Annotated in this window: 29 protein-coding genes; 21 read left to right on the forward strand and 8 right to left on the reverse strand. The window is 65.3% G+C overall.

Translation table 11 applies throughout. From position 1 onward, the window contains the following. Positions 1-21 precede the first annotated feature (21 nt). From cyoE to FAS41_RS01655, 13 genes are all read left to right on the forward strand, one after another. Positions 22-924 carry a heme o synthase gene (cyoE, locus tag FAS41_RS01600; protein WP_138519955.1) on the forward strand — a complete coding sequence of 301 codons (903 nt, stop codon included), beginning with the start codon at positions 22-24 and terminating at the stop codon, positions 922-924. A 133-nt stretch (positions 925-1,057) separates the two neighbouring features. Continuing rightward, entirely contained in the window at positions 1,058-1,693 is a 636-nt protein-coding gene (locus FAS41_RS01605) for an SCO family protein (protein WP_138519956.1), read from the forward strand. A gap of 613 nt (positions 1,694-2,306) precedes the next feature. Next, the gene (locus tag FAS41_RS01610) at positions 2,307-3,425 is read left to right on the forward strand and encodes a Re/Si-specific NAD(P)(+) transhydrogenase subunit alpha (protein WP_138519957.1); all 1,119 of its coding nucleotides are present in this window, start codon (positions 2,307-2,309) and stop codon (positions 3,423-3,425) included. Positions 3,426-3,486: 61 nt separating this feature from the next. After that, positions 3,487-3,801: an NAD(P) transhydrogenase subunit alpha part 2 gene (locus FAS41_RS01615; RefSeq protein WP_015474896.1), complete on the forward strand. Its 315-nt coding sequence runs from the start codon at positions 3,487-3,489 to the stop codon at positions 3,799-3,801. A gap of 1 nt (position 3,802) precedes the next feature. Continuing rightward, complete coding sequence (locus tag FAS41_RS01620) at positions 3,803-5,239, forward strand: NAD(P)(+) transhydrogenase (Re/Si-specific) subunit beta (RefSeq protein WP_088420512.1); 1,437 nt, start codon at positions 3,803-3,805, stop codon at positions 5,237-5,239. Between the two features lie 186 nt (positions 5,240-5,425). Then, the gene (gene scpC, locus FAS41_RS01625) at positions 5,426-6,922 is read left to right on the forward strand and encodes a succinyl-CoA:acetate CoA-transferase ScpC (protein ID WP_138519958.1); all 1,497 of its coding nucleotides are present in this window, start codon (positions 5,426-5,428) and stop codon (positions 6,920-6,922) included. Positions 6,923-6,954: 32 nt separating this feature from the next. Further along, on the forward strand, positions 6,955-7,248 hold the full coding sequence (locus FAS41_RS30785) for a hypothetical protein (protein ID WP_171049418.1): 294 nt from the start codon (positions 6,955-6,957) through the stop codon (positions 7,246-7,248). 31 nt (positions 7,249-7,279) lie between these two features. Then, complete coding sequence (locus FAS41_RS01630; protein WP_015474893.1) at positions 7,280-7,486, forward strand: DUF1127 domain-containing protein; 207 nt, start codon at positions 7,280-7,282, stop codon at positions 7,484-7,486. Positions 7,487-7,766: 280 nt separating this feature from the next. Continuing rightward, positions 7,767-7,967 (forward strand): DUF1127 domain-containing protein, encoded by a 201-nt coding sequence (locus FAS41_RS01635; RefSeq protein WP_138519959.1) that lies wholly within the window; start codon positions 7,767-7,769, stop codon positions 7,965-7,967. A gap of 93 nt (positions 7,968-8,060) precedes the next feature. Beyond that, positions 8,061-8,381: a DUF2388 domain-containing protein gene (locus FAS41_RS01640; RefSeq protein WP_138519960.1), complete on the forward strand. Its 321-nt coding sequence runs from the start codon at positions 8,061-8,063 to the stop codon at positions 8,379-8,381. Positions 8,382-8,496: 115 nt separating this feature from the next. Further along, entirely contained in the window at positions 8,497-8,790 is a 294-nt protein-coding gene (locus FAS41_RS01645) for a DUF2388 domain-containing protein (RefSeq protein ID WP_081518915.1), read from the forward strand. Positions 8,791-8,827: 37 nt separating this feature from the next. Then, positions 8,828-9,163 (forward strand): DUF2388 domain-containing protein, encoded by a 336-nt coding sequence (locus FAS41_RS01650; protein ID WP_017517696.1) that lies wholly within the window; start codon positions 8,828-8,830, stop codon positions 9,161-9,163. Continuing rightward, positions 9,160-11,118: a DUF7844 domain-containing protein gene (locus tag FAS41_RS01655; protein ID WP_138519961.1), complete on the forward strand. Its 1,959-nt coding sequence runs from the start codon at positions 9,160-9,162 to the stop codon at positions 11,116-11,118. The genes FAS41_RS01650 and FAS41_RS01655 overlap by 4 nt, the downstream gene beginning before the upstream one ends. A 111-nt stretch (positions 11,119-11,229) precedes the next feature. Here FAS41_RS01655 and FAS41_RS01660 read toward each other — a convergent pair whose 3' ends face one another. The 5 genes from FAS41_RS01660 to FAS41_RS01680 form a co-directional block, all read right to left on the reverse strand. Then, positions 11,230-11,631, reverse strand: coding sequence for a GFA family protein (locus FAS41_RS01660; RefSeq protein ID WP_138519962.1), 402 nt, complete (start codon positions 11,629-11,631; stop codon positions 11,230-11,232). A gap of 15 nt (positions 11,632-11,646) precedes the next feature. Further along, on the reverse strand, positions 11,647-12,369 hold the full coding sequence (locus FAS41_RS01665) for a phytanoyl-CoA dioxygenase family protein (protein WP_138519963.1): 723 nt from the start codon (positions 12,367-12,369) through the stop codon (positions 11,647-11,649). Then, positions 12,366-13,289 carry a LysR family transcriptional regulator gene (locus tag FAS41_RS01670; protein ID WP_138519964.1) on the reverse strand — a complete coding sequence of 308 codons (924 nt, stop codon included), beginning with the start codon at positions 13,287-13,289 and terminating at the stop codon, positions 12,366-12,368. The genes FAS41_RS01665 and FAS41_RS01670 overlap by 4 nt, the downstream gene beginning before the upstream one ends. Before the next feature lie 75 nt (positions 13,290-13,364). After that, positions 13,365-14,321 carry an agmatinase gene (gene speB, locus FAS41_RS01675; RefSeq protein ID WP_138519965.1) on the reverse strand — a complete coding sequence of 319 codons (957 nt, stop codon included), beginning with the start codon at positions 14,319-14,321 and terminating at the stop codon, positions 13,365-13,367. A gap of 25 nt (positions 14,322-14,346) precedes the next feature. Beyond that, positions 14,347-15,732, reverse strand: a complete 1,386-nt coding sequence (locus FAS41_RS01680; RefSeq protein ID WP_138519966.1) for a sodium:solute symporter family protein — start codon at positions 15,730-15,732, stop codon at positions 14,347-14,349. Between the two features lie 262 nt (positions 15,733-15,994). Between FAS41_RS01680 and FAS41_RS01685 the strand changes: the two genes are divergently transcribed. Both FAS41_RS01685 and FAS41_RS01690 read left to right on the forward strand, forming a co-directional pair. Beyond that, the gene (locus tag FAS41_RS01685; protein WP_045213580.1) at positions 15,995-16,222 is read left to right on the forward strand and encodes a CopG family ribbon-helix-helix protein; all 228 of its coding nucleotides are present in this window, start codon (positions 15,995-15,997) and stop codon (positions 16,220-16,222) included. Next, entirely contained in the window at positions 16,219-16,500 is a 282-nt protein-coding gene (locus tag FAS41_RS01690; RefSeq protein ID WP_138519967.1) for a type II toxin-antitoxin system RelE/ParE family toxin, read from the forward strand. The genes FAS41_RS01685 and FAS41_RS01690 overlap by 4 nt, the downstream gene beginning before the upstream one ends. 244 nt (positions 16,501-16,744) lie before the next feature. Here FAS41_RS01690 and FAS41_RS01695 read toward each other — a convergent pair whose 3' ends face one another. Then, complete coding sequence (locus tag FAS41_RS01695) at positions 16,745-17,032, reverse strand: DUF2218 domain-containing protein (protein WP_138519968.1); 288 nt, start codon at positions 17,030-17,032, stop codon at positions 16,745-16,747. A 97-nt stretch (positions 17,033-17,129) separates the two neighbouring features. On the opposite strand from FAS41_RS01695, the gene FAS41_RS01700 reads away from it, so the two are divergent. Together FAS41_RS01700 and FAS41_RS01705 are read left to right on the forward strand one after the other, a co-directional pair. Next, positions 17,130-18,047: a LysR family transcriptional regulator gene (locus tag FAS41_RS01700; protein WP_138519969.1), complete on the forward strand. Its 918-nt coding sequence runs from the start codon at positions 17,130-17,132 to the stop codon at positions 18,045-18,047. 43 nt (positions 18,048-18,090) lie between these two features. Further along, positions 18,091-18,546 carry a GNAT family N-acetyltransferase gene (locus FAS41_RS01705; protein ID WP_138519970.1) on the forward strand — a complete coding sequence of 152 codons (456 nt, stop codon included), beginning with the start codon at positions 18,091-18,093 and terminating at the stop codon, positions 18,544-18,546. A 1-nt stretch (position 18,547) separates the two neighbouring features. Here FAS41_RS01705 and FAS41_RS01710 read toward each other — a convergent pair whose 3' ends face one another. Beyond that, a complete protein-coding gene (locus FAS41_RS01710; protein WP_138519971.1) occupies positions 18,548-19,498 on the reverse strand; it encodes an alpha/beta fold hydrolase in 951 nt (316 codons plus the stop codon). A 182-nt stretch (positions 19,499-19,680) separates the two neighbouring features. Between FAS41_RS01710 and FAS41_RS01715 the strand changes: the two genes are divergently transcribed. The 4 genes from FAS41_RS01715 to FAS41_RS01730 all read left to right on the forward strand — a co-directional run bounded on the left by FAS41_RS01715 (position 19,681) and on the right by FAS41_RS01730 (position 24,532). Continuing rightward, positions 19,681-19,965 (forward strand): hypothetical protein, encoded by a 285-nt coding sequence (locus tag FAS41_RS01715; RefSeq protein WP_138519972.1) that lies wholly within the window; start codon positions 19,681-19,683, stop codon positions 19,963-19,965. Positions 19,966-20,099: 134 nt separating this feature from the next. Then, complete coding sequence (locus FAS41_RS01720; protein ID WP_138519973.1) at positions 20,100-22,190, forward strand: 3-hydroxyacyl-CoA dehydrogenase NAD-binding domain-containing protein; 2,091 nt, start codon at positions 20,100-20,102, stop codon at positions 22,188-22,190. 10 nt (positions 22,191-22,200) lie between these two features. Then, positions 22,201-23,391, forward strand: a complete 1,191-nt coding sequence (locus tag FAS41_RS01725; protein ID WP_138519974.1) for an acyl-CoA dehydrogenase family protein — start codon at positions 22,201-22,203, stop codon at positions 23,389-23,391. Positions 23,392-23,401: 10 nt separating this feature from the next. Then, a complete protein-coding gene (locus FAS41_RS01730) occupies positions 23,402-24,532 on the forward strand; it encodes an acyl-CoA dehydrogenase family protein (protein ID WP_138519975.1) in 1,131 nt (376 codons plus the stop codon). Between the two features lie 378 nt (positions 24,533-24,910). Here FAS41_RS01730 and FAS41_RS01735 read toward each other — a convergent pair whose 3' ends face one another. Further along, positions 24,911-25,696, reverse strand: coding sequence for an IclR family transcriptional regulator (locus tag FAS41_RS01735; RefSeq protein WP_088420576.1), 786 nt, complete (start codon positions 25,694-25,696; stop codon positions 24,911-24,913). Between the last annotated feature and the right edge of the window lie 57 nt (positions 25,697-25,753).

Consider the following 25,753-nt stretch of genomic DNA (forward strand, 5'->3'; position numbering starts at 1 on the left):
TCACCCGATGGAGAAATGACCATGGCCAGCGTCATCAGCACTTCCAGCCAAGCCAGCTGGCGCGACCTGCTCGAACTGACCAAACCCAAGGTCGTGCTGCTCATGCTGATCACCTCGCTGATCGGCATGCTGCTCGCCACCAAGGCCGGCGTGCCCTGGCAGGTACTGGTCTTCGGCAACCTCGGCATCGGCCTGTGCGCCGGCGGCGCGGCAGCGGTGAACCATGTGGTGGACCGGCGCATCGACTCGATCATGGCGCGCACCCACAAGCGCCCGCTGGCCGAAGGACGCGTCTCGCCGCCCCTCGCGCTGGGCTTCGCCATGCTGCTGTCGGTCGCTGGAATGGCGGTGCTGCTGGTGTTCACCAATGAGCTGACGGCCTGGCTGACGCTGGCTTCACTGCTGGGCTATGCGGCGCTTTACACCGGTTTCCTCAAGCGTGCCACGCCGCAGAACATCGTCATTGGCGGCCTCGCCGGCGCCGCCCCGCCGCTGCTGGGCTGGGTCGCAGTGACCGGGCAGGTTTCCGCCGAACCGCTGCTGCTGGTGCTGATCATCTTCGCCTGGACCCCGCCGCACTTCTGGGCCCTGTGCCTGCACCGCAAGGACGAATACGCCAAGGCCGACATCCCGATGCTGCCGGTGACCCACGGCGAGCACTACACCAAGCTGCACATCCTGTTCTACACCCTGGTGCTGTTCGCCGTGACGCTGATGCCCTTCGCCATCCACATGGCCGGGCTGGTCTACCTGTTCGCCGCGCTGGCCCTGGGCGCGCGCTTCCTCGACTGGGCCTGGGCGCTGTACTGCGGCAGCCGACCCCATGCGGCGATCAAGACCTTCAAGTACTCTATTGCCTACCTGTTCCTGCTGTTCATCGCGCTGCTGGTGGACCACTACCTGCCGCTGCACCTGAACTATTGAGGGTTCGCGAGCAAGCTCGCTCCTACAGGGGAACTCCGTTTGTAGGAGCGAGCTTGCTCGCGAACATCACCGCCCACTGCCAACGGCACGAACAGCAACACAAAGCCCAGACGTCCCGACCCACGAGAACCCCATGTCCCGAGTCAACAAGACCGTCTTCATCCTCGTTGCCATCGTCGCCCTGATCCTCGGCCTCACCGTCCAGAAGGTGCTCAACCAGCGCCACCAACTCGACCCGACCGTACTGCTCGACGCCGGCATCGTGATCCTGCCGCAGACCCGCAGCGTCCCCGACCTCGCCTTCACCGACCAGGACGGCCAGCCGTTCCAGACCGCCAGCCTGAAGGACAAGTGGTCCCTGCTGTTCTTCGGCTACACCTTCTGCCCGGACGTCTGCCCCACCACCCTGGCGCAACTGCGCGAGCTGCAGACCAAGCTGCCGCCGGAAGTGGCGAAGAACCTGCAGGTGGTGTTCGTCAGCGTCGACCCGCACCGCGATACCGCGCCGCGCATCAAGGAATACCTCGGCTTCTTCAATGCCGGCTTCAAGGGCATCACCGGTTCGGAAGAAAACGTACAGAAGCTGGCCAACGCCATGAGCATCCCCTACATCCCGGCGGACACCAGCAAGCCCAACTACACCGTCGACCACAGCGGCAACCTGGTCATCATCGGCCCGGACAATACCCAGCACGGCTTCATCCGCGCCCCGCTGCATAACGACAAGCTGGTCGCCCAGCTACCCGGCGTGGTCAGCGCGAACCACTGAACCGCGACACCGTGTCTCACCCCTAACGGCCACCCGATAGCGGTGGCCGTTGTTTTTTCCGTGTCATTCGCGCTTTACCCGGACAAATCCGAAGTTTCTGCTAAACCTCCTCTCAGGGCTCTGGCGCGGTGTAACACGCGGCCTTGAAGCTTTCCTGTGAAATTCCTGACCCCGTAGTCAATGTAAAAAATCTGCTACAGGAAGCCAGGCATCAGGAATGACTCATACTCCATATTAGAAACATTAATTAACACCTATGCCTGAGCCTGTTGCAGGATTACCGGGCCTTTCGGTGGGCATGGGGAGCCTCTGATGGGTGGTCATTCACGGCGAGGATGACATTTCCGTCCGGTCACAATAGGCAATTAGGCTAAACGCCAGGGTCCACGCGGCCTCGGTGGCGACCGGAAAACCACGGGTCCAAACGTGACTTGTAGTTATCGCTTCGTACCACTCCAGAACTTCTTGATGCCCTCCAGGTTCGATTGCACAATGCCGCGGCCACCGGGTCACAGCCCGGTCCACAATAAGAACTAGACCGTTGCCAGTTCGATAACCCGGGTCGCCAACGTAGTAGCCCGGACAATCCCAGGATCACGCAGGAGATTTGCGAGTGCAGATCGGTGTACCCCTCGAGACCCAAGCCGGTGAGACGCGGGTCGCAGCAACGCCGGAGACGGTCAAGAAACTGATCGGGCAGGGCCATCAGGTCGTCATCCAGAGCGGTGCGGGCGTCAGCGCCAGCCTGCCGGATGCCGCTTTTGAGGCCGTTGGCGCGAAGATCGGCACTGCCGCCGATGCCTACGGTTCGGAGCTTGTGCTGAAGGTTGTCGCGCCCAGCGAAAGCGAGCTGGCGCAGATGAAGCCGGGCACCGTGCTGATTGGCATGCTCAACCCGTTCAACAACGAGAACATCGCCCGCATGGCCGAACGCGGCATCACCGCCTTCGCCCTCGAGGCCGCGCCGCGTACTTCCCGCGCGCAGAGCCTGGACGTGCTCTCTTCCCAGGCCAACATCGCCGGCTACAAGGCCGTGTTGCTCGCTGCCCACCACTACCCGCGCTTCATGCCCATGCTGATGACCGCCGCCGGCACCGTTAAGGCCGCCCGCGTGCTGATCCTCGGCGCTGGCGTTGCCGGCCTGCAGGCCATCGCCACGGCCAAGCGCCTGGGTGCGGTGATCGAGGCTTCGGACGTCCGCCCGGCGGTGAAGGAGCAGATCGAATCCCTGGGTGCCAAGTTCGTCGACGTACCCTACGAGACCGATGAAGAGCGCGAGTGCGCCGAAGGTGTTGGCGGTTACGCCCGCCCGATGCCGGCCTCGTGGATGGAGCGCCAGGCCAAGGCCGTGCACGAGCGCGCCAAGCAGTCGGACATCGTCATCACCACCGCACTGATTCCGGGCCGCAAGGCGCCGACCCTGCTGCATGAAGCGACTGTCGCCGAAATGAAGCCGGGCTCGGTGGTCATCGACCTCGCCGCCTCGCAAGGCGGCAACTGCCCGCTGACCGAAGCAGACCAGGTCGTGGTCAAGCACGGCGTCACCATCGTCGGCCTGAGCAACCTGGCCGCGCTGGTGCCGGCGGACGCCTCCGCACTCTACGCACGCAACCTGCTCGACTTCCTCAAACTCACCCTGAACGCCGAAGGCTTCACGGTGAACCTGGAGGACGACATCGTCGCCGCGTGCCTGATGTGCCGTGACGGCCAGATCGTGCGCAAGAACGGCTGAGCCCTTCTTATATAAGAACGCGCCGGACCCCGCGTCCGGCCCTGAAGACCGGTGAGAAACTATGGAAGACATGCTGATCTCCCACGGCATCTACAACCTGATCATCTTCGTGCTGGCGATCTACGTCGGCTACCACGTGGTCTGGAACGTCACCCCTGCCCTGCACACCCCGCTGATGGCGGTGACCAACGCCATCTCGGCGATCGTGATCGTCGGCGCCATGCTGGCCGCCGCCCTGACCGTCACTCCGCTGGGCAAGGCCATGGGCACCCTGGCCGTGGCCCTGGCTGCAGTGAATGTGTTCGGTGGCTTCCTGGTCACCCGCCGCATGCTGGAAATGTTCAAGAAGAAAGCGCCGAAGGCGGAGAAGCACTGACATGAGCATGAACCTCGTCACCCTCCTCTACCTCATCGCCTCGGTGTGCTTCATCCAGGCGCTGAAAGGCCTGTCGCACCCAACCACCTCGCGCCGCGGCAACCTGTTCGGCATGATCGGCATGGCCATCGCCGCGCTGACCACCGTCGCCCTGGTGTTCAAGATCAGCAGCGAGATCGCCACCACCGGCATCGTCTACGTGATCATCGGCCTGCTGGTCGGCGGCACCGCCGGCTCGATCATGGCCAAGCGCGTCGAGATGACCAAGATGCCGGAACTGGTCGCCTTCATGCACAGCATGATCGGCCTGGCTGCCGTGTTCATCGCCATCGCTGCCGTGGTCGAGCCGCAGTCGCTGGGCATCGTGCAGAACCTGGGCGACACCATCCCGACCGGTAACCGCCTGGAGCTGTTCCTCGGCGCGGCCATCGGCGCCATCACCTTCTCCGGTTCGGTGATCGCCTTCGGCAAGCTGTCGGGCAAGTACAAGTTCCGCCTGTTCCAGGGCGCTCCGGTGCAGTTCGCCGGCCAGCACATGCTCAACCTGGTGCTGGGCCTGACCACCCTGGGCCTGGGCCTGCTGTTCATGTTCACCGGCAACCTGACCGCCTTCGTGGTGATGCTGGCCCTGGCGTTCGTCCTCGGCGTGCTGATCATCATCCCGATCGGCGGTGCCGACATGCCCGTGGTCGTGTCGATGCTGAACTCCTACTCCGGCTGGGCCGCGGCAGGTATCGGCTTCTCGCTGAACAACTCGATGCTGATCATCGCCGGCTCCCTGGTGGGCTCCTCGGGCGCGATCCTCTCCTACATCATGTGCAAGGCGATGAACCGCTCGTTCTTCAACGTCATCCTTGGTGGTTTCGGCGCCGAAGCGGACGCTGGCGGCCCGGCGGGTGCGAAAGAAGCCCGCCCGGTGAAATCCGGTTCGGCCGACGACGCCTCCTTCCTGCTCACCAACGCCGACAGCGTGATCATCGTTCCCGGCTACGGCCTGGCGGTGGCCCGTGCCCAGCACGCGCTGATGGAGCTGGCGGAGAAGCTGACCCATCGCGGCGTCAATGTGAAGTTCGCCATCCACCCGGTTGCCGGCCGTATGCCGGGCCACATGAACGTCCTGCTGGCCGAGGCCGAAGTGCCCTACGAGCAGGTGTTCGAGATGGAAGACATCAACTCCGAGTTCGGCCAGACCGACGTGGTGCTGGTACTGGGCGCCAACGACGTGGTGAACCCGGCTGCGAAGAACGATCCGAAGTCGCCGATCGCCGGCATGCCGATCCTCGAGGCCTACAAAGCCAAGACCGTGATCGTCAACAAGCGCTCGATGGCAAGCGGCTACGCCGGCCTGGACAACGAACTGTTCTACCTGGACAAGACCATGATGGTCTTCGGCGACGCCAAGAAAGTCATCGAAGACATGGTCAAGGCCGTCGAATAAGACGACCGTCGATCCACAAGACACCGGCCTCGCGCCGGTGTCTTGCTTTCGGGCAACACGAAAATCGCTGGACATTGGTAGTAAGAAGACCCCGGCCGGGCGATTTTTCGACCTTGGTATAAGAGCCAAAAATCGCCGAGTCCCTAGACTGGCGGCCTCGCACTTCCTACTGCCCGAGGTTTTCCCATGTTCCGTGATCGCGTGCGTATGTCCTCCCTGTTGGACAAGGTGATGACTGCCGACCAGGCCGCGGCCCTTATCAAGGACGGCATGACCGTCGGCATGAGCGGTTTCACCCGCGCCGGCGAAGCCAAAGCCGTACCCAAGGCCCTCGCCGAGCGCGCCAAGCAGGAGCCGCTGCGCATCAGCCTGATGACCGGCGCCAGCCTGGGCAACGACCTCGACAAGCAGCTCACCGAAGCCGGCGTGCTGGCCCGTCGCATGCCCTTCCAGGTCGACAGCACTCTGCGCAAGGCGATCAACGCCGGCGAGGTGATGTTCATCGACCAGCACCTCTCCGAAACCGTCGAGCAGCTGCGCAACCACCAGCTCAAGCTGCCGGACATCGCCGTCATCGAAGCCGTCGCCATCACCGAGGAAGGCCACATCGTGCCGACCACCTCGGTGGGCAACTCGGCCAGCTTCGCGATCTTCGCCAAGCAGGTGATCGTCGAGATCAACGTCGCGCACAACACCAACCTGGAAGGCCTGCACGACATCTACATCCCGACCTACCGTCCTACTCGTACGCCGATCCCGCTGACCAAGGTCGACGACCGCATCGGCAGCACCGCCATCCCGATCCCGCCGGAAAAGATCGTCGCCATCGTCGTCAACGACCAGCCAGACTCCCCGTCCACCGTGCTGCCGCCGGACGACGAGACCCAGGGCATCGCCAACCACCTGATCGACTTCTTCAAGCGTGAAGTGGACGCCGGCCGCATGAGCAACAGCCTCGGCCCGCTGCAGGCCGGTATCGGCAGCATCGCCAACGCGGTGATGTGCGGCCTGATCGAGTCGCCCTTCGAGAACCTGACCATGTACTCCGAAGTACTGCAGGACTCGACCTTCGACCTGATCGACGCCGGCAAGCTGCGCTTCGCCTCGGGCAGCTCCATCACCCTGTCGAGCCGCCGCAATGCCGACGTGTTCGGCAACCTGGAGCGCTACAAGGACAAGCTGGTGCTGCGCCCGCAGGAGATCTCCAACCACCCCGAAGTGGTCCGTCGCCTGGGCATCATCGGCATCAACACCGCGCTGGAGTTCGACATCTACGGCAACGTGAACTCCACCCACGTGGGCGGCACCAAGATGATGAACGGCATCGGCGGCTCGGGCGACTTCGCCCGCAACGCTCACCTGGCCATCTTTGTCACCAAGTCCATCGCCAAGGGCGGCAACATCTCCAGCGTGGTGCCGATGGTCAGCCACGTCGACCACACCGAGCACGACGTGGACATCCTCGTCACCGAAGTCGGCCTGGCCGACCTGCGTGGCCTGGCGCCGCGTGAGCGCGCCCGGGTGATCATCGACAACTGTGTCCATCCGTCCTACCGCGACGCCCTGAACAGTTACTTTGACGCCGCCTGCGAGCGCGGCGGCCATACCCCGCACATCCTGCGCGAGGCCCTGGAGTGGCATATCAATCTGGAAGAACGCGGCCACATGCTGGCGGCGAGCTGATTCCAGACGCTTTGCGGGTCATTCAGCAATGAATGGCCCGCAAGGGTTTACAGCCGGAAAAAAACCACGTAAAAACACTCCTGAACAGATTTTTATCCCGCTCCAACTGTTCAGCTTCCCCCGCCGCCAGCTTGGCCGGCACCCTCGAAAAACCTCAGACGCCCGCCCTTTGTGCACCAGAATGGAGCGCAACGGTACAGTTCGCCCCGAAAAAGACCATTACAGTTCAAAATTACAATCGCCTGACCAGGCGCAATACCGTGCAACTGTACCTGTCATCCCTGACCAAAAAGTCAGATCATATGCTCAATCCATTCAGCAACTGACTACTCGCCACAAGCGAGAAGGATGACCACCATGGAACGTACCCTCGGTTCCGCAGCTCTGAGCACCACCCGTAGCACCTCCAGCGCCCACCGTGGCCTCGTCGGCACCGTTCGCCTGTGGCAGCGCCGCATGGAAAGCCGCCGTCAGCTGGCCCGCCTGGACTCCCGTCTGCTGGCCGACGCCGGCATCAGCGAAGCCCAGCGTTACGCCGAACTGAACAAGCCGTTCTGGCGCTGATTCAACAGTACAACTGAGCCACTCTCTCCAGGCTCACTCTGACTGTACTGGTAGTTCGCCTGAGGCCGCTCATCTGGAGCGGCCCTTGGCATTCTGGAAGTCCGCTTTTCCGCACCCTCTCCCCTCGCTGATCACAGAACAGCCAGCTGCAACCGTGGCAGTACAGTTCTGAATTTCACCTCGCTGTACCCCCGCAATAACCCTTCGCTGCCTCTGACGCACCCTCTCGACCAGTGCGAGCCTGTATTGACCGTCCACCACGGTCACAAGGAGGCCCGCCATGGAACGCGCACTGTCATCCGATCTGCCCACGCTGCGCCCTGCCCCGCTGCTGCGTCGTCTGCCCGCTGTATTCAGGGAATGGCTTCGCAACGCACGAACCCGCCGCCAGCTCGCCGAGCTGACCAGCTTGCAGCTGGCCGACTTGGGCATCAGCCCCAGCGAACGCGTGAGAGAAATCTCGAAACCATTCTGGCGCTGAATGCTGGTGACCCCGGTCAGTCTTGGCTAGTCTGAGCACAGTTAGAGTGGCCGACCCGGCCACCTTTGCCTGGTCTTACTCCGGAGCCACTCCATGAACAAAAGTCTTCGCCTGATCGCCGCCGCCGCTTTGATCGGTTGCGCCACCGGCGCCTACGCCACCAGCTTCGTCTACACCACCGACCTGTCGGTACGCGCCACCGGCGCCACCTCCGACGGCACCTCGGACCTGAGCAACTCCTTCAAGGATGACAAGATCGTGCTGGAAGCCCGTGACGACGCAGCGACCTTCGTCGCCAGCCAGGGCCAGATCCGCGGCGCGCACCTGGAAGCCGCCCTCGCCCACATCCGCAGCAAGCTGCCGACCCTGGCCGCCAATGACCAGCAACTGGCCCAGGCCATCCTGACCATCTGAGTGATTCATCACTGAATCCCGCCGCGCCGGGCGCTCCCGCCCGGCGCTCTGCGCTGGCTCTCCACCGCGCATTCCGTTAGCCTTGTGGGCCGTGCTTTTCCGATCGTCCGAGCCCATGCGTACCTTGCTGTTCCTGCTGCCGTTGCTGACCTGTTCGCTGCCCGCCTGGGCATTCGACCAGACCACCCAGTTCCCGGTAGCGACCAGCTATGCCACCAGCCAGGTCACCAGCGCGCCCTTCGACAACAAACTGCTGCGCGGCGCCCGCGACGACGCGGCGCAGTTCGTTGCCACCGATGGAGCCCTGCGCGGTGCGCGCCTGGAGGCTGCACTGCACTGGCTGCGCCAGCGACATCCGGAGCTGGCGGCGAATGATCGGGAACTGGCCGAAGCCATTCTTGCCAAATAAGTCGTGAGCAGCTCCCGCTGCCCTTTCGGAGACATCCATGCGCCTCAGCTCGCTTTCCAAGAGCCCCCTGATCCTCGGCCTGCTGCTCGCCGCCTGCGCGTCCACCGCCCAGGCCCAATCGGTGGTCCGCGTGTTCAACATCACCACCAACGCCTTCGCCCGCAGCATCGACTTCACCTCGGACACCACCACCTCCGTGCGTGATATGAAGGTCGTCCGCGAAGCCCGTGACGATGCCGCCAGCTATGTCGGCAGCGACGGCGCGATCCGTGGTGCGCAGCTGGAAGCCGCGTTCAAGGTACTGCGCGAGCAGGTGCCGCAGGCGCGCGAAGCCTCCGACCAGGACCTGGCCGAAGCCATCCTCGCTCTGTGAGACTCCGGGCTGGCCGCTGGCTGGCGGCCCTGGCACTGATCGTCGCCGCCAGCAGCCACGCCGCGCTCCGCCTGGAGCTGGACACCGACGGCCTGAGCGCCGCCCAGCGCCAGGCTAGCCAGCAACTGCTGGACGAAGCCCTGCACACCCTGCCGGACAGCTTCGTGCAGCGCCTGGACCGCAGCGTCCAGGTGCAATGGCGCGACGACCTGCCCAGCAATGGCATGGGCCGCACCCTGCGTCCCGGCGCCATTGCCCTGAATACCCGCTATCTCGGCCCGCTCACCGACGGCAGCGCCGCCACCGAGCAGACCGGCCGCACCCACGGCACCCTGCGCCGTGAGCTGCTGGCCACGCTGCTCCATGAGCTGACCCACCTCTACGACCGCGCACGCCTCTGGGATACCGAGGAAGGCCGGGTGATCCGCCGCTGCACGATGCGCGACAAGAGCCTCGGTCGCGTCGGCGCACCGGACGATTGCCGTGGCCAGACCGGCCGCCGCTTCAGCCTCTCGGACGATCCACGCCTGCTCGACCTTGCTGGCTGGCCGCAGTACGCCGGTAAACACGGCGAGCGCGAGCAGCACAACCGTTTCCTGCTGCGCAGCCCGGACAAGTACGAACTGACCAACCCGCGCGAGTACGTCGCGGTGAACATGGAGTACTTCCTCCTCGACCGCAGCTTCGCCTGCCGTCGCCCGGCGCTGTACCGCTACTACGCGGAGCGCTTCGGCGAGCGCCCGCATGACCCATGCTCGACGCAATACGCCTACCTCAACGCCGGCCGCGACTTCGGTCGCCAGCCACTGGGTTACCTGGACCCTGAGCGTGTCTACGAGGTCGACTACCTGATCGCCGAGGCCAACAACGAGATCGCCAGCCGCTGGGGCCACACCATGCTGCGCCTGGTGGTCTGCGCACCCGGGCGCCCGCGTGGCCCGGCCTGTCGGCTGGACCTGGACCAGCACCTGGTGCTGTCCTACCGCGCCTTCGTCGGCGACCTACAGCTCTCCAGCTGGGACGGACTGACCGGCGCCTATCCCTCGCGCCTGTTCGTGCTGCCACTGTCCCAGGTGATCGAGGAGTACACCAAGGTCGAGCTGCGCAGCCTTGCTTCGATCCCGCTCAAGCTCAGCCGCGACGAAGTCGCCAGCCTGGTGGAGCGCTCGGCGCAGAGCCACTGGAGCTACGACGGCAATTACTACTTCCTGTCCAACAACTGCGCGGTGGAAACGCTCAAGCTGCTGCGCAGCGGCATCCAGCGCCAGAGCCTGCAGACCATGGACAGCATCACGCCCTACGGTGTTCTCGGCCTGCTGGAGAACAAGGGTATCGCCGACGCTAGCGTGCTCGACAACCCCAAGGAAGCCCTGCGCCTGGGCTATCGCTTCGACTCCTTCCGCGACCGCTACCAGGCCATGTTCGACGTGCTGAAGCAGCGCATGAACGTCCCGCAGGAGAAGGTCGAGGACTGGCTCGCCCTCCCCGCTGTCGACCGCCGCCCGTGGTTCGACAAGGCCGACCTGCGCTCCAGCGCCGCCCTGCTGCTGCTTGAGCAGGCCTCGCTACGCCGTCAGCTGCTGCTGGCCCAGGACGAGCTCAAGCGCCTCTACCTGAGCAACCCGGACGCCATGAAGAGCAAGCCGGACCTCGCGGCAGCCGGCAAGACGTTGCAGCAGATCCTCGACGACAGCGGCTTCCTCAGCCGCCCGGCCGAGCTGCTCGACGGCGGCTATGGCCTGCCCCAGGCGCCGGAGACGGCGACCCTGGAGAAGCAGACGCAGCAGCGCCAGCAGCGCCTGCGCCAGCTCAGCGACAACCTCGACCGCGAAGTGCGCGCCCTGCTCACTCCGGAGCGTCGTGACGAGCTGGCTGCGCTGGAAGCCAACACCAAGCAGATCGGCGCGCACCTGCGCGAGCTGCACAAGGCTTCGGGCGGGCTGGAGCTGCCCTGAGGCCCACTGGCTGGACGGTTTGCGAGCAAGCTCGCTCCTACAGGCTGAAAACCGTGCCGCCCTTCGTAGGAGCGAGCTTGCTCGCGAACCTTCCTGGTCAGGCCACCAGAACTAGAGCCTCTCCTCCCACTCCTCTTCCAGCTGCTCGTCCAGGTGAATCCACGGCAGCCGGCTGTTCACCCAGATATGCCGGTTCGGCAGCACCGTGGCGACCTCCTCCAGCGTCGCGGTGGTGATATCCAGCGTCTCCGGAGCCTGGTCCGTGAACAGGGCCAACTGGGCACCGCAGTTGCGGCAGAAGTAACGCACACAGGGCGGCGAAGAGCGGTACTCGGCAGGCTTGCCGTGAGTCCAGCGAAAACTCTTCAGCGGCACTGTCGTCCAGGTCGTGACGATGCCGCCGGTGGTACGCCGGCAGATCGAGCAATGGCAATGGGCGACGTCCGTCAGTTCGGCATCGCATTCGTAACGCAGTTGGCCGCAATGGCAGCCGCCGGTATGTACGGCACTCATCGTTGATCCTCCCTTTCAGTCGTACTCGGCCGCCTCATGGTCACCCAGCAGACGCCGCTGGCGAGGTGTGCAGGCGGCGAGCACCTCGGGGTTGAAGTTCCAGTTCAGGTAGGGCGAGAACTTCTGCGCCACCATTCTGCGCCCGTAGTGCACCTGGAGCAGGTAGCGCGTGCGCTCGCTGAGGTTGCGGCTGCCGGAATGCCACAGGTCGCTGCGAAACAGCAGGCAATCGCCCGCGCTGCACAGCACCGGTTCGGCCACCCTGCCCGCCCATTCGCGCTCGTCCGGTGTAGGCGCGCGGCCTGCGCGATGGCTGCCGGGGATCACCCAGGTGGGGCACAGCGCCTCGTCGATGTCATCCAGATAGACCTGCGCGGTACAGATGAACATCGGAAGATCGAAGCCTGTTCCCGGCAGCGCGACCGGCAGGTAGTCCTGGTGCATGTCGGCGCCGATGAAGCCGGGATGGCAGCGCCAGGCCGTCTGGCCGATCACATGGCAGTCCGCGCCCAGCGCAGCTTCCGCCAGCTCGATCAATCCCGGCGGATCCAGGTAGGGCAACCAGCGCGGGGAGCGGTTGAACACGCACTTGTAATGATCCACCAACCCCTGGTAGTCCCAGTGGAGCGGTCGCAGGCCATCGATCAGCGAGTGCAATTCGGCAACCTGTTCGCTGTCCAGCAGGCCGCGCAGCAGGACGAAACCGTCCTCGCGAAGGGCCCGCAGGCCTTCCCTCACGCCGGCTCCCCACTACCCAGCTCGGCCTGGGCGCGCTCCAGGGCGCCCAGGAAGGCCCCCAGCACTTCACCCGGCTCGGCACCCTGCCGGGTGACGCAATGAAACTCCGAGACGTAGGCGAGCTGCGCCGGGCGGATCGCCCGCAAGCGATCCTGTGCAACCCATTGCGCCGCATAGTGCGTCGGCAGGTAGCCGATGAAGGCACCGCTGAACACCAGGTTGGCGATGGCTTCCATGGTGTAGGCGTTGGTCGCGCGGCTGAAGACCAGCCCGTGCGGGCGACGGCTCTCGGTCATGTAGCCGCGACCGACATACTCGGCCGCGCAGATCTGCTCCAGCGAAGGCTCGTTTTCGATAGCGTCGAAGAACGGATGCCCCGGAGCGCAATAGAGGTTCTGCTCCTCGCGGAACAGCAGCTGGTAGCGCAGACCCGACAAGCGATGGTGGAAGGCACCGATGGCCAGTTGCAGGCGCTCCTCCAGCACGGCGTTCTCCAACTCGTCCGGACGCTGGGTATGCAGGTTCAGGCGCACCCGTGGGTGGCCTTCGCGGAATAGCCGGATGGCCAGCGGCATCGGCCAGCAGTGCTGGCCGAGCACGCCGTCGACGCAGCCCAGGTGCAGCACCTCGCGGTCGCGGCCGCCCAGGCCCGTCACCTGCTCGCGGAAGCGCTCGATGTCGACGAACAACCCGAGCGCCGCTTCGTAAAGCTGCTGCCCTTCCTCGGTGAGCTGGAAACCGCTGCTGCCGCGCCGGCAGAGCGAATAGCCCAGGCGCAACTCGAGGTCGCGGACCAGCACGCTCAGCCTCGACAGGCTGGTATTCAGGCGCACCTGGGCAGCAGTGAAGCCGCCCGCCTCGACGATGGTGCAAAAGGTGCGCAGCAGGCGCAGGTCGATATCGGAAAGATTGCCCAGCATGGGAGTTCTCGTGGCGGCGGGCGCAGGCCTTTCGTTATAGCGCCGAGCGCGCCGCCCCGTGAACCCCCAGGACGGTCAACGGCGCGCGGCGACCGAGTCGGCGAGGACGCAGAGGAGCTCGAACATCATGGTAGCGCCCACCAGCGCGGTTGCCCCGCCCTGGTCGAATGGCGGCGAGACTTCCACCACGTCGGCGCCGATCAGGTTCAGCCCCTGCAGCCCGCGGATCATGTGCTGCGCCTCCAGCGTCGTCATGCCGCCGATCTCCGGCGTGCCGGTGCCCGGGGCGAAGGCCGGGTCGAGTACGTCGACGTCGAAGGTGACGTAGGTTGGCTCCTGTCCCACCACCCGGCGTACCTCGGCGAGCGTCGCCGCGACGCCGAGGTCGGCGAACTCTTCCATGTGGATCACGCGGATGCCCTGCTCGTTGGCAAAGGCCTCGTCGTCGGCGTCATAGATCGAGCCACGAATGCCGATCTGCACCGTGCGCCTGGGATCCAGCAAGCCTTCCTCGATAGCGCGGCGGAACGGCGTGCCATGGGTGTAAGGGTTGTCGCCGAAGTAGCGGTCATTGGTGTCGGAATGGGCATCGAAATGCACCATGCCGACGGGCCGCTCGGCGGCTAGTGCGCGGAAGATCGGCAGGGTCACCAGGTGATCGCCGCCCACCGACAACGGGATGGTGCCGGCGGCGTGAATGCGCCGGTAGAAGCCTTCGATCTGCTTGAGCGAATCGAGCAGGTCGATGGGGTTCACCGGGGCGTCGCCGATGTCGCCGATGCGCAGCAGGTCATAGGGCGCGATGTGGCTGACGTGGTGCACCTTGCGCATCAGGCTCGACTGGTTGCGCACCTCGCGCGGGCCGTGACGGGCGCCGGCGCGATTGGTGGTGCCGCCGTCCCAGGGCACGCCAAGCAGGGCGATATCCACCTGCGCCGGGTCCTCGAAGATGGGCAGGCGCATGAAGCTGGGGATACCGGCGAAGCGCGGTACCTGCGCGGCGTCCAGAGGCTGCGGGAAGTCGTGGGGCATGGGGCGTCTCCTGTCGAGTTGGGGTTCAGTCGGCCTGCGCCTGCAGGCTGGCAGCCGGCGCGTCGGCGAGGCTGACCACCACGAAGGTAATCAGGCTGGCGAGCAGGCCGTAGGCGATAGGGGTATTGGCGAGCACGCCGTCGATGGCCATGAAGGTGACCACCACCAGGCAGCCGACCACGATGCTGGTCATGGCTCCGCGAGCGGAGGCGCGGCGCCACAGCAGGGCGCCGAAGATCGGCACCAGCAGCCCGCCGACCAGCAGGTTGTAAGCGATGCTCAGGGCGCCGATGACGTCGTTCACCAGGCACGCCAGGGCCAGCATCACCACCCCCATCAGCAGCGTGAACAGGCGGCTTTCGCGCAGGCCGTTGGGCGCGCCGGGGCGCAGGAAGCGTGCATAGATGTCCTCCTGGAACACCGTGGCGGCCGCCAGCAGGCAGCCCGAGGCGGTGGACATGATGGCCGACAGCGCCGCCGCCACGACCAGGCCGCGCAGGCCCGGCTGGAGCACCTGGCGGGTGACCTCCGCATAGGCGTTTTCCGGCACCGCCAGGTTGGGCAGCAGCACATGGGCGGCGGCGCCGATCAGCGCACAGGCCAGGCCATAGAGCATGCAGTAGACACCAGCGCCAAGACCGGCATAGCGCACCACCTTCTCGCTGCGCGCAGTGAATACGCGCTGCCAGATGTCCTGGCCTATCAGTGCACCGAAGAAGTACAGCAGGAAGTAGGTGAGGATGGTGTCCAGGCCGATGTGGCCAAGGTCGAAGAAGCCCGCCGGCAGCACCTCCTGCATGCGCGACAGGCCGCCTGCCTGGTGGATCGACAGCGGCAACAGCACGGCGAAGATGCCCAGGGTCTTGATCACGAACTGGATGATGTCGGTGAGGGTCAGCGACCACATGCCGCCGATCACCGAATAGACGATGACGATGCCGCCTCCGCAGAGGATCGCCGGGATGCGCGGTATCTCGAAGACCACCTCGGTCACCGAGCCGATGGCAATGGTCGCGGTGACCGCCACCATCAGGTCGTAGGCGACCATCACGATGCCGCCGATCAATCGCGAGGACGCCTGGTAGCGCTGCTCGAGGATCTGCGTGACGGTGTAGACCTTCAGCCGCGCGATCTGCCGCGAGAACACCAGGCTGAGGACGATGATCCCCAGGCCCAGCATGAACACCAGCCACAGCCCGGACAGCCCGTAGAGGTAGCCGAGCTTCACCGTGCCGATGGTGGAGGCGCCACCGAGCACCACGGCAGCCATGGTACCCAGGTAGAGCCCCGGGCCGAGGCGGCGCCCGGCCACGAGAAAGTCGTTCTGGTTGCGCGCCTTGCGCATTCCGTACCAGCCCAGGGCAAGCATGCCCAGGGCGTAGACCAGCATGATCAGGTAATCGAGCAGCATCGCGGGGGGCTCCTGTTGTTGTTGTGTGGGAATCAGGCCTTCGTCCCGCCAGCCTGATGCGCCTCGCCCCGCCAACAAATCCCCGAAGCCGGAAGCCAACTTTCGCCACCACGAAAGTGTCCTCCCAGTCCACGCCAGCCGGGTTTCAGCCGAACTCCCAGGCGCCTTGATGGAAAAACTTCCACCTCTCCAAGTGCTTGATTCGTATACGCATGTTATCGTTGTATACTGTGTATACAGCGTAAACGGAGCTGTTCAAAAAGTGACCACTGTTGTTTCGTTCCGTGCCGATGATGCCCTCGTGGCGGCACTGGACCAGCTGGCCCGCGCCACCCATCGGGACCGGCCGTATCACCTGCGCCAGGCGCTGGCGCAGTACCTGGAGCGCCAGAGCTGGCACGTAGCGGCCATCGATGAAGGGGTGGCGGACGCCGATGCCGGCCACCTGCTGGAGCACGCCGCCATTGAAGCCAAGTGGGGCCTGGCATGAGCCTGCAGTGGACGCACAAGGCCGCGGCTGATCTGGATGCCATCTACGACCACTACGTCGTGCTGATCGGCCCGGAAAAGGCGCTGCGGGCCATCCAGGACATCGTCGAGCAGGTCAGCCCGCTGGCAAACCTGGAGCAGAGCAGTAGCGGCGTGCCGAGCGAGGTGCCCGGCGTGCGCGAACTACCGGTCGAGCGCTGGCCGTACCAGGCTGCTTTCCGGGTGAAGGGGCGTTCTGTACAAGTTTTGCGCATCGACCGTGTGGATAACTCGGGGTAAAAGTAGCCACACGGTTACAAGATGTTTCAAAGTATTGACTTTGTCGTTTGATTAAAAAAGCATCCAAATGCGCGACATTGTGATTATCGGTCTGTTTATCGACTGATCTTGAATAGACGATTTATTGGTGACCGCTAATAACAAGCATGGTCACAAAATCTCAACGACGCCTGGCTTTTTCCAGGCAACAAAAAACCCGGCCTTGGCCGGGTTTTTCCGTTTTTGCGCTTTTACGCCAGCGTTATCAGGCGGCTTGCCAGTTCACCGGCAGTTGGCCTTCTTTCCAGGCGAAACGGTCAAGGTGGCTGACCACCACGTTCTGCAGGCGCTCCAGGCCTTCCGCGTCGGCGGACTCGGCATCCATCAGCAGCGCGTCGGGCATCGCCTGCAGACGGCAGGTGCCAAAATCGAAGGGCAGTACGCCACGGTCGTCGGTCAGTTCGACCGGCAGCTTGTGGGCGAAGTGGTTGCACAGGCGCTTGAGGTAGCGCGCGGCATCGGGGGTAGGGACGGTGGCTCGGCTCGAAGGCATCTTTTCTCTTCTCCATTTTGGGAGATGACATCCTAGGCGCCGGCAATCAAGGGAAAAACCCGCTATTTTGCCTTTCACTCTTTAGCGGAGCTTCACAATGGACAATCTTCGCGGCATGGCGGTGTTCGCCACCGTGGTCGCCCGCGGCTCCATGGCCGCTGCGGCCGAAGCGCTGGGCATGACGCCCTCGGCGGTCAGCCAGCAGATCCGCAAGCTCGAAGCGCATGCCCAGGTCACGCTGCTGCATCGGACCACCCGCAAGCTGACGCTGACCGAGGCCGGCGAAGCCTTCTACCGTAGTTGCGCACAGATGCTGGCGATCGCCGAGGAGGCCGAGCAACGCCTGGGCGAATGGCGCGAGGCACCCGTGGGAGAGTTGCGCCTGGCCGCGCCGGTGGGCTTTTCCGGCAAGCTGATCACCGAGGCGCTGCGCCCGCTGCTGGAGAACCACCGCCAGCTGCGCCTGCAACTGTTCTTCCACGACGAGCAGATCGACCTGATCGAGCAGCGCATCGACCTCGCCATTCGCGTCGGCAGCCTGTCCGACTCCAGCCTGGTGGCGCGCCATCTGGCCGAGTGGAACAACGTAGTCTGCGCGGCACCGGCCTACCTGCGGCGCATCGCGCCGATCGACCATCCGCAACAGCTGCAGAACGTCGACTGGCTGGCACTGAACACCGTGGCACACCAGGCCTACCTGAATTTCAGCGGGCCGGGTGGGGAGGGCTGCAAGCTGCGGCTGGAAGCACGGGTGGCGGCCAACAGCATGATCGCTCTGCGCCAGTTCACCCTCGACGGCCTGGGCGTGTCCTGCCAGCCGGAGCCGGAAGTGCGCGAGGCGCTGGAGGAGGGCAGGCTGGTGCGCCTGCTGCCGGAATGGACGCTGCCGCCGTTCGGCATCTATGCCGTCACCCCGCGCCGCGACGCCCAGCCGGCCAAGGTGAAGGTCGCCATCGAGGCACTGCGCCGGCACCTGGGCGGCTCCACTACGCTGCGCTTCCACGCACCGGTCTGAGGCGCGCTACCATGGTCGTTCTGATGATCGGAGTGAACACGACATGGCCCTGAACTGGACCTGCAAGCACCATCGCGAGCTGAGCAAGGAAGAGCTCTACGCCATCCTGCAGCTGCGCACCGAAGTCTTCGTGGTGGAACAGAAATGCCCCTACCAGGAAGTCGATGGCCTGGACCTGGTCGGCGACACCTGCCACCTGATGGTGGAAGAAGACGGCCAGCTGCTCGGCTACCTGCGCCTGCTGGACCCGCAGCGCCACGACGGCGACGTGGTGATCGGCCGCGTGGTGATCGCCCCGCAAGGCCGCGGCACCGGCCTCGGGCACCAGCTCATGGAGCAGGCGCTGCGGGCCATCGCCCAGCGCTGGCCAGGACTGCCGGTGTACCTCTCGGCGCAGGCGCACCTGCAGGGCTATTACGGTCGATATGGCTTCTCGCCGGTGACCGAGGTTTATCTGGAAGACGACATCCCGCACATCGGGATGCGCCGCGAGGCCTGACTCAGGCCGGGTAATGCCGGCCGAGGAAATCCCCCAGCAGCGCGTTGACCCGCTCCGGTTGCTGGCTCTGGATCCAGTGGCCGCAGTTCTCCAGCACATGCTGTTCAAGGTTGGGCACGTGCTCGGGCATGCGCTGCACGGTGTAGGCCTCGAAACGGCCGACCGGGTCGCGGTCGCCGATCAGGAACAGCGTCGGTTGCTCGACCTTGCGCCCGGCCAGCGGCTCGGTGCGCTGCCAACTGCGCTCGAAGTTGCGGTACCAGTTCAGCGCGCCGTGGAAACCACGCCCCTCGAAGGTCCGCACATACCACTGGAAGTCCTCGGCGCTGCACCAGTCCGGGTGCGCCGGCGGTTGCGGCAGGCCGTCGAACAGGCGACCGTCGGGGGACTGATCCGGCGCCAGGCGCACGTTGTCGCCGAGGAAGTGGCGCAGACTCACTGCGATGTCGGCATCCAGCTCGGCCTCGGCGCGGCCGGGCTGCTGGAAGTAAAGGATGTAGAAGAATTTGCCGGCGAACACTTCGCGCATGATCTCCACCGGCGGGCGTTTTGCGCGGCCGGCAAAGGGCACCGACAGCGTCGCCAGCACCTCCACGCGCTGTGGCTCCAGCAGCGCCAGGTGCCACGCCACCGGTGCGCCCCAGTCATGCCCGACCATCGCCACGCGCTCATGTCCCAGCGCGTCCATGGCGCCCTGAATGTCCGCACAGAGCGTCAGCACGTCATAGGCGTCGACCTCCTGCGGCGCGCTACTCTGGCCATAGCCCCGCATTTCCGGGACAAACACGCGGTAGCCGGAAGCGGCGAGGGCGCGCATCTGGTGCTGCCAGGAGTGCCAGCACTCGGGAAAACCGTGCAGCATCCACACCGGCTTGCCGTCCGCCGGCCCGCAGCTGTAAAGGCTGAGCTGGATGCCGTTGACCGCCAGCAACTGGTGTTCGAACTCGTTCATGGCGCACGCTCCTGCAGATGGTGAGCTTCACTATGCCAAGCCCGGCGCGCTGGCCGAACCCCATTCACCAGGCGAATAAAGGGATCTATCCGCTCGGCAATGCGGGCCGCTCGGCGAAGCAATGCGGCAAAGCTGCGGATAATGCCCGGCGCCACCCTCGATCCTCGCCAGGAAAGACACCCATGAGACGCCAGCCCAGCACCCAGCTCTGCCCGGAACTCGACGCCATCCTGAGGGCCGAACTGCGCGCCGGCAACCAGCTCGGCGAAGGCCCCGTACGTACCGACTGGCCGCAGCCCGGCTCGATCTACGCGGCCTTGCGCGACAGCCTGAAAACTCGCAAACCCGGCGATGCCGGCTCCGTTCGGCATTCGATCTGCCGCGATCCTCACTATGGCTGGAACGACGAATGCTACTGCGAGTTGCACGGCGACCTGCTGGTTGCCGGAAGCACGCAGAGGCCCTGATGTTTCCGCGCTGGCGCGCCGGAGGATTCCCGGCCGGCCGCCGAAAGGACTTGCAATCAATCCACAAAAAACAGCATCGTATTCTGCACAGCGAAACATCATTCCGTTAAAACAACGCTAAAACGGAGTTCAGCATGTCAGATGCGGTACTGCTCGAACGCCGGGGCGAGATTGCCCTGGTGACGGTCGACAACCCACCGGTGAACGCCCTCGGACAATCCGTCCGCGCAGGCCTGCTCGCCGCCTTCCAGCAGGCCGAGGCCGATCCGCAAGTACGAGCGGTGGTGCTGGTCTGCGCCGGGCGCACCTTCATGGCTGGCGCCGATATCCGCGAATTCGGCAAACCGCCGCAGGCGCCGTCGCTGCCCGAAGTGGTGGAAGCCATCGAAAACGCTACCAAGCCCAGCGTCGCCGTGATCCACGGCACCGCCCTGGGCGGTGGACTGGAGGTGGCGCTGTCCTGCCATTACCGCATCGCCCGCCGCGACGCCCAGGTCGGCCTTCCGGAAGTGAAGCTCGGCCTGCTGCCCGGCGCCGGCGGCACCCAGCGCCTGCCGCGTCTGGCCGGTGTGGAAAAGGCCCTGGACATGATCGTCTCCGGCACGCCGATCCGCGCGCCGGAAGCCCTCGAATTCAATGTCGTCGACGAGTTCATCGACGGCGACCTGGTCGAAGCCGGCCTCGCCTTCGCCCAACGCCTGCTGGCGGACGGCAAGGGTCCGCGCCGCACAGGCGAGCGCAACGAGCGCGTACAGCAAGCCGGCCTCGCCGAGCTGATCGCCCACAAGCGCGGCGAGGTGCAGAAGCGCCTGCCCGGCCAGTTCTCCCCACAACGCTGCATCGACGCCGTGGAAGCCGCCACCCAGCTGCCACTGCGCGACGGCCTGGTGCGCGAGCGCGAGTTGTTCATGCAGTGCATGGAGTCGCCGCAACGCGCCGCGCAAATCCATGCCTTCTTCGCCGAGCGCGAAGCAGCCAAGGTCGAAGGCCTGGCGGCCGACGTGCTGCCGCGCGAGGTACGTAGCGCCGCGGTGATCGGTGGCGGCACCATGGGTGTCGGCATCGTCCTGTGCTTCGCCAACGCCGGCATTCCGGTCAAGCTGCTGGAGGTGAGCGACGAAGCCCTGCAACGCGGCCTCGACCGCGCCCGCAGCACCTACGCCGCCAGCGTGGCGCGCGGCAGCCTGAGCGCCGAGGAGATGGAGCGGCGCATGGGCCTGATCAGCGGCGTGCTCGACTACGCCGCGCTGGGCGATGCCGACGTGGTGGTCGAAGCGGTGTTCGAAAGCCTGGACGTGAAGCGCCAGGTCTTCGAGCGGCTGGACGCCACGTGCAAACCCGGCGCGATCCTCGCCAGCAATACGTCCTCACTGGACCTCGATGAAATCGCCGCCTTTACCCAACGCCCACAGGACGTGGTCGGCCTGCATTTCTTCAGCCCGGCCAACGTCATGCGCCTGCTCGAAGTGGTGCGCGGCAAGGCCACCTCGGACGCCGTGCTCGCTAGCGCCATGCAGCTGGGCAAGCGCCTGAAGAAGGTCTCGGTGGTGGTCGGCGTGTGCGATGGTTTCGTCGGCAACCGCATGATCTTCCAGTACGGCCGTCAGGCCGAGTTCCTGCTGGAGGAGGGCGCCACACCCGCGCAGGTGGACCGCGCGCTGCGCGCCTTCGGCATGGCCATGGGACCGCTGGCGGTGCGCGATATGTCCGGCCTGGACATCAGCCACGCGATCCGTTCGCGCCAGCGGCCAAACCTGAAACCCGGCCAGACGCTGCCGACCGTGCTCGACCACCTGATCGCCGCCGGCATGCTCGGGCAGAAGAGCGGCACTGGCTTCTACCACTACGGCGAAGGCCGCACCGCACAGGACAACCCGGCGCTGCCGGCCATGCTGGAGCAGGCTGCCGCCGAGCGCGGCATCACCCGCGCGCCGGTAGAGGATGAAGAGATCGTCGAGCGCTGCATCTACGCGCTGATCAACGAGGCCGCCAATATCCTCGACGAAGGCATCGCCCAGCGCGCCAGCGATGTCGACGTGATCTTCCTCAACGGCTATGGCTTCCCCGCCTGGCGTGGTGGCCCGCTGTTCTATGCCGACAGCGTGGGGCTTGCCCGCGTGCTCGAACGCATCCGCGAGTTCCACCAGCGCCTCGGCGCGTGGTGGCAACCCGCGCCACTGCTTGAACGCCTGGTGGCCGAAGGCCGCCGCTTCGCCGATCTGTAGAGGACCTGCCATGGACATCCATTTCACCCCCGACGAGCTGGCGTTCCGCGACGAAGTCCGCCATTTCCTGGAAACCAGACTGCCCAAGGACATCGCCACCAAGGTGCGCCTGGGCAAACACCTGAACAAGGGCGACCACCAGCGCTGGCAGCGCGTGCTCACCGAACAGGGCTGGTACGCCACGCATTGGCCCGAGGCCTTCGGCGGCACCGGCTGGAACGCCGTGCAGAAGCACATCTTCGAAGAGGAATGCGCCGCTTTCGGCGCGCCGCGCACCGTACCGTTCGGCGTCAACATGGTCGCCCCGGTGATCATCAAGTTCGGCACCCCCGAGCAGCAGGCACACTACCTGCCGCGCATCCTCGACGGCACCGACTGGTGGTGCCAGGGCTACTCCGAGCCGGGCGCCGGTTCCGACCTCGCTTCGCTGAAGACCCGCGCCGTGCGCGATGGCGATCACTACGTGGTGAACGGTCAGAAGACCTGGACCACCCTCGGCCAGCACGCCGACTGGATCTTCTGCCTGGTCCGCACCGACCCCGAGGCGCAGCAGCAGCGTGGCATCAGCTTCCTGCTGATCGACATGCAGACGCCGGGCATCACCGTGCGCCCGATCATCACCCTGGACGGAGAGCACGAGGTCAACGAGGTGTTCTTCGACAACGTCCGCGTACCGGTGGAGAACCTGGTGGGCCGCGAGAACGAAGGTTGGACCTGCGCCAAGTACCTGCTCACTTACGAGCGCACCGGCCTGGCCGGCATCGGCGCGTCCAAGGCGGTGCTCGCGCACCTCAAGCGCGTGGCCAGTCGTGAGCTTTGCGACGGCAAGCCGATGCTCGAAGACCCGCTGTTCCGCGCCCAGGTAGCGGAAGTGGAAATGCAGCTGATGGCCATCGAGATGAGCACCCTGCGCATCCTCGCCGCCGCCCGCGAAGGCGGCGTGCCGGGCGCGGAAAGCTCGATCCTGAAGGTGAAGGGCACGGAAATCCGCCAGGCGATCAGCCACCTGTTGCGCAAGGTCCTCGGCCCCTACGCGCTGCCCTTCATCGAAGACGAATTCGAGCTGGGCACCGAGCCGCTGCACGCGGATTACTCGGCGGCGCCGGCCAGCCAGTACTTCAACCTGCGCAAGCTGTCGATCTTCGGCGGCTCCAACGAAATCCAGAAGAACATCGTCTCCAAGATGATTCTCGAGCTGTGAGGGCCTGACCATGGACTTCAAACTGAGCGAAGAGCAGCAAATGCTGCAGGACACCGCGGCACGCCTGGTGCGCGACGCCTACCCGTTCGACAAGCGCGAAGGCTTCAGCCGCTCCGAACTGGGCTACAGTGCTGACTTCTGGCGCCAGCTCGGCGAACTGGGGCTGACTTCGGTGTCGCTGCCCGAGGCGTACGGCGGCTTCGGCGGCGGTGTCGAGAGTATGCTGGTACTCACCGAACTGGGCCGTGGCCTGTGCCTGGAGCCGTACCTGCAATCGGTGGTGCACGGCGGCGGGCTGATCGCCCAGCTGGGCAGCGAGGCGCAGAAGGACCACTGGCTGCCACGCATTGCCAGCGGCGAAGCGCAGCTGTCGGTCGCACTGGAAGAACCGCAGAGCCACTACCAGTTGCACGACGTGCAGACCCGCGCGGAACAGGCCGGCGACGGCTGGAAGCTGAGCGGACGCAAGGCGGTGGTGATCGGCGGACAGAGCGCCACAGCGATCCTGGTTTCGGCTCGCGTAAGCGGCAATGCGCGGGACGAGGAGGGCATCGGCCTGTTCCTCATCGATCCGCAGCAAGCGGGCGTCAGCCGCCGCGAGTACCCGACGGTGGACGGCCAGCGCGCCTGCGAGCTGTTCCTCGATGGTGCTCCTGGCGAAGCCCTTGGCGTGCCGGGCGAAGCCCTTCCGGCCCTGCGTTACCAACACGGCCGCGCCATCGCCGCGCAGTGCGCCGAAGCCCTCGGCAGCCTGCAGGAAGCCTGCGCGCTGACCCTGGACTACCTGAAGACGCGCAAGCAGTTCGGCATCCCGATCGGCAAGTTTCAGGTGCTGCAACACCGCATGGTGGACATGCGCAGCGAGCTGGAACAGGCCACCAGCATGGCGATCCTCGCCGCCTGCGTCGCCGACCAGCCCGACAGCGCCGAGCGCAGCCGAACCCTGGCCGCCGCCAAGTTCATCGTCACCCGCGCCGCGCGCTATGTGGCGGAACAGGCGATCCAGCTGCACGGCGGCATCGGCATGACCTGGGAATACGTGCTGGCACACCACGCCAAGCGCCTGGTGATGCTCAGCCACCAGTTGGGTGACGACGATCATCATCTGAAGGCCTATGTGAGCCTGATGGAAGTGGCGTAGCGGGGTGTTGCCCATGTAGGAGCGAGGGGGCGCCTAGCTCTTGCTCGCGAAAGACTTCACCGGCAGCTCCGGCGCTGGGCGGTTCGCGAGCAAGCTAGCTCCTACAGCCGCCCGCTACACCCCGGCTCAGTTCTGGCTCTGGCTCTGGCTCCTGAAGACTTCCAGAGAAACCGCCGCGCACTCCGAACCGCCCCTTTCAACGAGGGAATTTTTCGCCTAGGCGAAAAACCGGATGGAGGGGCAAGACCTTTTGGTTCCTTTTGTGGCGTTTGACAAAAGGGACTCGCCGAGAGGCGAAACAAGAAGTCTCAGCGCACACAGATGCGGCGCAGAAACAACTGGATAAAAAGCCCAGCCCCTACGAAAGCCCAGAGAAAATCAGGCCCCGAGGCTCTCGATATCCCGCGCCAGAATCTCCAGCTCATGGGCCAGCGACCCACGCAGCGTCTCCTCGCTCAACTGGAACGACGGCGCCCCGCAAGTCAGCGCCATCAGCCCGCCGTCAGCCAGGCGCAGCGGTACGCCGGCAGCGCGCACGTTGCGGTCCCAGTCGCCCAGCGACAGGCAGAAGCCGTGCTCGTAGTACTCCTCGAAGGACGCATCCAGCGAAGCGCGCATCACCGCCCAGTCGCCCTCATGACGCTCCTGAAGCGCCGACAGCAGATGCTCGCGCTCCTGCTGCGGGGTCGCAGCGAGGTAGGCACGGCCGGCAGCGGTGGTCGCCAGCGGCAGGCGCACACCGGCGTCCATGCGCAGCGAAGTGGCTTCCGGCGGACGGCAGTTTTCCACGTAGATCATCGACAGCCAGTCACGGCAGGTCAGGCCGACCGTGGTGTTGGTGCGACGGGCAAAGGCATCCATGTACGGCTTGGCCAGTTGGCGGACGCGCAGGTTGGAAACGTAGGCGTAACCCAGCGCCAGCACGCCGGAATCCAGCTGGTACTTCTCATGCTGCTGCGAGTAGCAGAGGTAACCGAGCTGGGTGAGGGTGTAGGTCATGCGCGACACCGTCGCCTTGGGCAGGCCGGTGATCCGCGAGATTTCCTGGTTGCCGAGCACCACCGAGCCGTGGGTGAAGGCGCGCAGCACGTCCAGTCCGCGGGCGAGCGCCTCGACGTACTTGCGGTCCTTGGGGTTGCTGCTGTCTTCGACGTCGTCGCTCATGGGGCCTCGGCGGGGGATTGCTGTTGCGGCGCCACGCGCGGCGCGGGCGAACGATAG

The organism is Pseudomonas nicosulfuronedens (assembly GCF_005877905.1).
Classification (GTDB): Bacteria; Pseudomonadota; Gammaproteobacteria; order Pseudomonadales; family Pseudomonadaceae; genus Pseudomonas; species Pseudomonas nicosulfuronedens.